This is a genomic window from Kitasatospora putterlickiae, assembly GCF_039527695.1.
Lineage (GTDB): Bacteria > Actinomycetota > Actinomycetes > Streptomycetales > Streptomycetaceae > Kitasatospora > Kitasatospora putterlickiae.
The window spans coordinates 12,140-19,327 of sequence record NZ_BAAAKJ010000227.1 but is presented as its reverse complement, the minus strand read 5'-3'; the positions used below and the strand labels follow the sequence as shown (position 1 = coordinate 19,327).

Annotated in this window: 7 protein-coding genes and 1 pseudogene; 6 read left to right on the top strand and 2 right to left on the bottom strand. The window is 70.2% G+C overall.

Going from position 1 to position 7,188, the window contains the following annotated elements; translation table 11 throughout:
- Together ABD308_RS23000 and ABD308_RS22995 are read right to left on the bottom strand one after the other, a co-directional pair.
- Positions 1-2,213, bottom strand: a 2,213-nt coding sequence (locus tag ABD308_RS23000) for a DUF7507 domain-containing protein (protein WP_344338118.1), incomplete at its 3' end; no start/stop codon positions are given.
- A 162-nt stretch (positions 2,214-2,375) separates the two neighbouring features.
- Entirely contained in the window at positions 2,376-4,010 is a 1,635-nt protein-coding gene (locus tag ABD308_RS22995) for an alkaline phosphatase D family protein (RefSeq protein WP_344338122.1), read from the bottom strand.
- Positions 4,011-4,161: 151 nt separating this feature from the next.
- Between ABD308_RS22995 and ABD308_RS22990 the strand changes: the two genes are divergently transcribed.
- The 6 genes and pseudogenes from ABD308_RS22990 (at position 4,162) to ABD308_RS22965 (ending at position 7,161) form a co-directional block, all read left to right on the top strand.
- Entirely contained in the window at positions 4,162-4,782 is a 621-nt protein-coding gene (locus tag ABD308_RS22990; protein WP_344338116.1) for a dienelactone hydrolase family protein, read from the top strand.
- Between the two features lie 12 nt (positions 4,783-4,794).
- Positions 4,795-5,073: a hypothetical protein gene (locus ABD308_RS22985; protein WP_344338114.1), complete on the top strand. Its 279-nt coding sequence runs from the start codon at positions 4,795-4,797 to the stop codon at positions 5,071-5,073.
- 197 nt (positions 5,074-5,270) lie between these two features.
- Positions 5,271-5,480: pseudogene (locus ABD308_RS22980) on the top strand (hypothetical protein).
- Entirely contained in the window at positions 5,464-5,976 is a 513-nt protein-coding gene (locus tag ABD308_RS22975) for a DUF6879 family protein (protein ID WP_344338112.1), read from the top strand. The pseudogene ABD308_RS22980 and the gene ABD308_RS22975 overlap by 17 nt, the downstream one beginning before the upstream one ends.
- On the top strand, positions 5,973-6,812 hold the full coding sequence (locus ABD308_RS22970) for a helix-turn-helix domain-containing protein (RefSeq protein ID WP_344338110.1): 840 nt from the start codon (positions 5,973-5,975) through the stop codon (positions 6,810-6,812). The genes ABD308_RS22975 and ABD308_RS22970 overlap by 4 nt, the downstream gene beginning before the upstream one ends.
- Before the next feature lie 106 nt (positions 6,813-6,918).
- Positions 6,919-7,161: a DUF397 domain-containing protein gene (locus ABD308_RS22965; RefSeq protein WP_344338109.1), complete on the top strand. Its 243-nt coding sequence runs from the start codon at positions 6,919-6,921 to the stop codon at positions 7,159-7,161.
- Positions 7,162-7,188: the final 27 nt, after the last annotated feature.

Here is a 7,188-nt window from a genome sequence, read left to right as displayed (position 1 = left end):
ACGGTGTCACCGGCGTGCACCGGGCCCGCCGTGTCGGCGGTCTTGGTGAGGGTGAGCGTGGCGGCGACGGGCGCGACCGGGAGCTCGACCCGCGCCGGCGGACTCTCCACGGGCTGGCCCTGCGGGCCGAGCGCGTCCGCCAGCGCGGTGTTGGTCAGGTGGCCGAGTTCGACGTCGGCGGCCGTCACGGTGTAGCCCGCCTGACAGGCGGCGACCTCGCCCGGGTTGAGGGCGGTGGGGTCGCAGGTGATGCCGGTGGCGTGGTCGTCCCGCACGGTGAGGCCGTGCACGGCCGTCCCGCCGGTGTTGGTGACGGTGTAGGTGTAGTGGACGACGTCACCGACGTGCACCGGGCCCGCGGTGTCGGCCTGCTTGCGCAGGTCGAGCCCGAACGTCCCGACGATCTCGATCGTCGCCTCGGCCTCCGGGGAGATCACGGGGAGACCGCCCGACGTCGCGGTGGCGTGGGCGTGGTTGGTGACCGAGCCGAACACGCCGTCGGCCGCGGTGACGGTGTAGTCGCCGTGGCAGACCGTGCTGTCACCCGGGCTGCCGGCGGGGGCCAGCGTGGCGGCGTCGCAGGTGACGCCGGTGACCTTGTCGTCCGTCACGCCGACGGCGTCCAGTTGGGTGCCGCCGGTGTTGGTGACCACGTAGCTGTACGGCACGACGGCGCCGACCGCGAACGGTCCCGGGGCGTCGACGTGCTTGGTCAGGGTGATGCCCGGCGGTGCCACCACCGGCACGTTCTCCGAGGCGGGCGGGGACTCGACCGGGGCGCCGTCGGCGGTGCCGGTGGCGATGGCGGTGTTCGCCACCTGGCCGGCCTGGGCGTCGGCGGCGGTCACCTGGTAGGTGGCCGTGCAGGTGACGGTCTCGCCCGGGTTCAGGGTGAGCACGGGGCAGCTGACCGGGCCGACCTTGGGGTCGGTGACGCCCAGGTTGTCGATGGCGACGTTGCCGGAGTTTGTGACCACGAAGTCGTAGTCGAGCGACGTGCCGACCGTGATCAGTCCGGGCAGCGGCCGGCGGACCTGCTTGACCAGGTTCAGGGCGGGCAGCGGCTGGTCCGTGGTGACGGTCACGTTGCGGATCAGGTGGACGTCGGTGAACAGGCCGGTCGATCCGGCGAAGCCGAACTTGTAGGTGGCGGGCACCGGTTCGGGGGCCGGGGTGGACAGCACCTGGTGCATGCCGGTGCCGTCGTTGAAGTCGACGCCCACCGTCAGCACCGGGGCGGGGGCCTGGGTCAGGTGCACGTTCACCCGGCGGCGGGACGGCTCCAGCAGGGTCTGGGCCTGGTCCGGCGTCACCCCGGGCGGCAGCGAGGTGAGCGGGCCCTGGAGGGTGCCCGGCAGGGTGGAGGGCCAGGGGCCGGTGGTGGTGAAGTTGCTGGTCGTCGCCGTCAGGAAGCAGTAGCCGGTGGTGCCGTCGCCGGGGCCGCGGACGGTGACCATGTTGGCGCCGGGAGCGGGCACGCGGAATCCGGTGCCGGCCGGCGAGCGCTGGGCGCAGCCGTTGCCGCGCTGCTCCCAGTCGCCGAAGTAGTTGCCGAGGACGTCGAGGCCGACGCCGAGGTAGCCGCGGTCGACGCCGGGCAGGAAGGTGAGGCTCGGGTCGTCGTCGGGCAGCTTCTGGGCGTATCCGAGGCTGCCGCCGAAGGCGCCGGGGTGGTCGAGCGAGGTGTCGCCGTTGACCAGGAAGAAGGAGATGCCGTCGGCCGGGGTGTTGGGCGTGGTGCTGCCGTACTGCCACTGGTCGAAGGTGACGTCCAGGCCGTTGCCGGCGGGCAGCGCCTGGTCGAAGAGGACGGCGCCGCTCTGGTCGTTGGAGGCGTCGGTGAGCCGGAGGTAGCCGAGTGGCGCGCTGTTCGGCGGCGGTACCGGTCCGACCTCGGCGGCCGGGCAGCCGCCGAGCGGGTGGTTGCCCGGACCCGGGGTCGCGGACGCCGCGCCGGTGAGGCAGGCGGAGCCGACCGCGAGGAAGCGCGGGTCGGCGGTGGCGCCGGTGAACGCCTCGTCCAGCAGGACGGTGCCGGTCGCCCGGATCCCCCGCTCCGGCGCCGGGGCGGCCGGGTGGTGGGGCGGGGGCGCGGCCGCCTGGGCGACGGAGCCGGCGAGGCCCGTGCCGAGGACTCCCAGGGTGGCGATGGTGGTGACGAGGCGGGCTGTTCGGGCACGGAGCCACGGGGGGCCGCAGGATTCTCTGGTCATATCGTCACTATGTGCGACTAGCTCGCTACGTGACGGATCGATTGCGCTGAGTGTGGTCGGGTGGTCGCCCGGACGAAGGAGCGCGGGGCCGTCCGGGTGCCACGGGGGATGGGGCCCCGCCCTCCGGGGGCGGCCGGAAGGCGGGGCCGGGTGCGGTGGTGGCTACTTGACGGGGGCGTAGACCCGCTCGATCCGCTGGGTGCCGGACCTGGTGCGGTAGGAGCGCGTCCACTTGCTGGTGGCGTCCTTGCGGGTCCGGTCGGAGAGGACGTAGTAGTCCATCTGCGTCTGGGCGGGGGTGACCTCCAGGACGCCGTAGCCGTGCGAGTCCAGGTCCACCCACTTGACGTGCGGGTTGGCGCCCTTGATCGCGGCGGCGGCGACCAGCGAGAGGGTCTGCGGGGCGACCTTGAGGAAGTCGTCGATGTTGTCCGAGGTCACCGAGGTCACCACGAACTCGGTGGCGGCGCTGCCCGACAGCGGGTAGGTGGCGGCCTCGTGCGGGACGTCCGAGGCCCAGGCCGAGTGGATGTCACCGGTGAGGAAGACGGTGTTGGTGATGCCGTTCGCCTTGAGGTGGCCGAGTAGCTCGCGGCGGTCGTGGGTGTAGCCGTCCCACTGGTCGGTGTTGACCGCCAGGCCCTCGCCGGGCAGGCCGAGCAGCTTGGCCAGCGGGCGCAGCAGGTGGTCCGGCAGCGAGAAGAGCGCGACCGGGGAGATCATCACCTCGTTGCCGATCAGGCGCCAGGTGGTGTCGGAGGCGGAGAGGCCGGACTTCAGCCAGTCCATCTGGGCGCGGCCGGTGATGGTGCGGTCGGCCGCGTCGACCTCGCCGTTGCCGACCTTGACCTGCTGGGAGCGGAACGAGCGCTGGTCCATCAGGTGCAGGTCGGCCAGCTTGCCGTAGCGCAGCCGGCGGTAGGTGGTGCCGGCGATGGAGGGGCGGACCGGCATCCACTCGAAGTAGGCCTGCTTGCCGGCGGCGACCCGGGCCGCCCAGTCGCCCTCGGCGCCCGGGGTGTGGTTCTCGGCGCCACCGGACCAGGCGTCGTTGGCGAACTCGTGGTCGTCCCAGATCGCGATGGTCGGGACCTGGGCGTGCAGGGCCTGGAGGTCCTCGTCGGTCTTGTACCGGCCGTGGCGGGTGCGGTAGTCGGCGAGGGTGAGGATCTCGTGGGCGGGCGCGTGCGGGCGGACCACCGAGCCGGCGGCGCAGAACTCGCCGGTCCGGTACTCGTAGATGTAGTCGCCGAGGAAGAGGAAGGCGTCGAGGTCGCCGCGGGCCGCGAGGTGGCGGTAGGCGGAGAAGTAGCCGGCCTCCCAGTTGGCGCAGGACGCCACGCCGAAGCGCAGCCGGTCGAGCGCCGCGTCCGCGGCCGGGGTGGTGTGGGTGCGGCCGACCGGGGAGGTCGTGGCGCCGGCGGTGAAGCGGTACCAGTAGGCGGTGTCCGGGGTGAGGCCGCGGACGTCCGCCTTGAGGGTGTGGTCGGTGGCGGCGGAGGTGGTCACGGTGCCGCTCGCCGCGATCCGGGCGAACCCCTTGTCGGTGGCGAGCTCCCAGCGGACCTCGGTGTCGGCGCCCAGGCCGGAGCCGGGGACGGCCTCGGGGGCCGGGGTGACGCGGGTCCAGAGCAGGATGCCGTCGGGCAGCGGGTCGCCGGAGGCGACGCCGTGCAGGAACTGCGGGGCGGCGGCGGCCTGGGCCGAGGCGCCGAGGGTCAGCGGCAGGGCGGCGGCGCCCGCCACGACGGCGGTGGCCTTGAGCACCTGGCGGCGGCGGGGGCGGGCGGCGGTCATGTCATTGACAAGGTCAGTCACGGCGGACAGGCTACCGGCGGGTAATGAGGTGTTCCATAGGATGAACTGACTGTTCGTCGCCGATTAACCCCGGCGTGACGTCCCGCCACCGCGCCGGGTGGACGCGGCCACCTGGCGGCCATGCGCGATGATGGGGGAGTCCCCGTCCGCTGCAAGGAAGTCCTCCCCCGTGGCCCAGATCCTGCTCCTGCACTCCGTGTACGGCCTGCGACCCGCCGTCCACACCGCCGCCGACCGGCTGCGCGCCGCCGGGCACACCGTGCACACCCCGGACCTCTTCGAGGGCCGGACCTTCGACGACGTCGAGGAGGGCATGGCGTACAAGGAGGAGGTCGGCAGCGACGAACTGCTGCGCCGCGCGGTGGGCGCGGCCGCCCCCCTGCTGGCCTCCGGCACCACCCTCGTCTACGCTGGCCTCTCCCTCGGCGGCTCGCTCGCCCAGAACCTCGCCCTCGCCGACGAGAACGCCCGCGGCCTGCTCCTCCTGCACGGCACCTCCGACATCCGCGAGGACGCGGCCACCTCCATCCCCGTCCAGCTCCACGTCGCCGAGCCCGACCCGTTCGAGCCCGAGGACTGGCTGAACGCCTGGTACCTCAACATGCGCAAGGCCGGCGCCGACGTCGAGATCCACCGCTACCGCGGCGCCGGTCACCTCTTCACCGACCCCGACCTGCCGGACTACGACCCCGAGGCCGCGGAGCGGGCCTGGGTCGTGGCCCTGGACTTCCTGGCGGAGCTGGACGCGTAAAGGGGCCTTTCTGTGAACACTGGCCTGACGCCGGAGGATCGGGCGCTGCGCGGCTATTTCGCGCGCCGCTGGGAGGACGTCGCCAAGGTGGGCTTCACCTGCCGCGACGGGCGGGAGTTCCTCGGCTGGATCGCGGACGTCGACGACGACCGCGTCCTGGTGACCTGGGCGCCCGGCCCCTTCGACGACCGCGACGCCGACGACGAGTGGTTCCCCCTCACCGCCATCCGCCCCGGGACCGCGGCCCACTACGACACCACAACCCGGGTCTGGGTCCCCTACCAGGGCTGAAACGGACCTCGTCCGGCGCAGGAAGTCGGCCAGGCCGACTTCCTGCGCCAGAGGGGGAAACGGTCCGACCGAGGGGCGTGCGGCGTGATCGTTAGTCGATGACGCGCATAGTCGCGGTTATGCGTGGACGGCCTGCGCCCGGCGTCGCTAACTTGGCTGTTGGCTGGTCAACGAGGCTCGGTCCGAGGAGGTTTGACGTGTCTGGACGTGTGGCGCTCACTCGGCTTACTGGTAGTGGCAGTGGTGAATGTGGCGAGTAGGACTGCCCCAACGTCTACCGGGCGGAGACCGGCGCGTTCGTGATTCAGGGCGAGCTGTCCGAGGCCTTCACTCCGCCCGTGGGCGAGGGGCTGGTGGAGATCCCCGAGAGCGTGTTGAGGGAGGCGTTCCGTGCTCTTGGCTGGTGATGCCTGGGAGCAGTGCTTCGACTCCATGCGGTCGGAGGCGTGGCGGCTTGAGACGCTGCCCGTCTACACCATGCCGCAGGAGGCGGAGAAGCTTGCGCGCTTCCTGGCCGGGGAACGGTCCCCGGACGACTACGAGTCCGGGTGGATGGCCGAGCTTCAGCAGTGGTCTGTCGAGGGGAAGACGGTCGGGCGTGTTCATGTCGTCACGCGACCGCTCTCGGACTACCTTCGGTTCGAGTTCGAGTATTACTACCGGCACCATGTTCTCGCGGGTGAGGATATTCGGATCCTCGATGTGACCGACAAGGCGAATCCGCTGGCGAATGTTCAGGACTTCTGGATGTTCGACAGATCCAAGGTCGTCCTGATGAACTACCGCGAGGATGGTACCCAGATCAGTCGCGAACTCTTCGGCGGTGACCCTGCGCCCTTTATCGAGTTTCAGCGAATCGCCGTATCGGAATCCGTGCCGTTCCTGGAGTACATCGGGTCGTGACGCTTCACCCGGAGCAGCTGGGTCGATCGAAACAGGAACTGGCTGCGACATTGAAAGGGCTACGCAAGCGAGCCGGGCTCTCGGGAGCCCGGCTCGCCATGCGCTGCAACATGTCGCAGTCCAAGATCTCCCGGATCGAGAACGGGAAGACTCCGGCGAACCCGGTCGATGTCGAGCAGATACTCCGGGCACTGGACGCTCCTCCGGATGTTCTGGCCAGGGTGGCGGAACTCGTCCGCCTGGCGCACACCGAGTGGCAGGATCTGCGATCGCTCCGGCGGAGAGGTCTCCAGTACAAGCAACAGGAACTTGCCGGATTGGAGGCCAGTACGGTCGAGTTCAGGTACTTCCTGCTCTCGATGATCACGGGCCTGCTGTCGACTCCCGAGTACATCAGGGCGAGCCTGGCCCACCTTGACGGGGACCAGAGCGGGCTGATCGCCCGGAAGTCGAGCCGCCAGGAGGTCCTCTACGACACCCGGAAGCGGTTCACCTTCCTGCTATCGGAGATGGCGCTCAGATGGCCGCTGATTTCGCCGCCGGCCATGGCGATGCAGTTGGACCGCATCGTCTCCGTTTCGAGGCTGCCCAATGTCCGGATCGGTGTCATCCCGTTGCGAGGCATCATGCCGGTCGCTCCCATGGACACGTTCACGGTTTACGACACGTCCCTGGTCACGATTGAGACGACCAGCGGGGTTCTGGTGATTCGAGATCAAAGAGACGTGGCCATGCACGTGGAAGCGTTCGCGACCATGGAGGGTTATGCACTCTTTGGTGGTGGCGCGCGGGAGCAGATCGAACGATGGTCGGATGATTTTCGGCGCAGCGTCTAGCGGGATTATGCAACCTCGTGAATAGTCGTGGATCTGGCTGCCGAAGAGGCCTACCTTTTGGGTGCGGGGGAATTCTTGCATCGAATTCACCAGGAAGGTGTGGGCAATGAGTGAGTGCAGCCTCTACGAACTCGACCTGTCGCGCGTCGAGTTCAACCGTGCGTGCGGTGGCAACCAGGGAGCGGGTGACGACGCGGAGACGTGCGTGACTCTCGGCGCGGTGCCGGGCGCGCCAGGTGTCTTTGCCCTGGGTGACAGCAAGCGCCCGGACGTTCGGCCGTTGCTCTTCACCGTCGAGGAGTTGAGTGCCGCCGGCATCGACCCGCTGAGGTTCGGCCTGTCGGTCTGAGCACTGGTAGGTCCGGTCCCTGCCCTG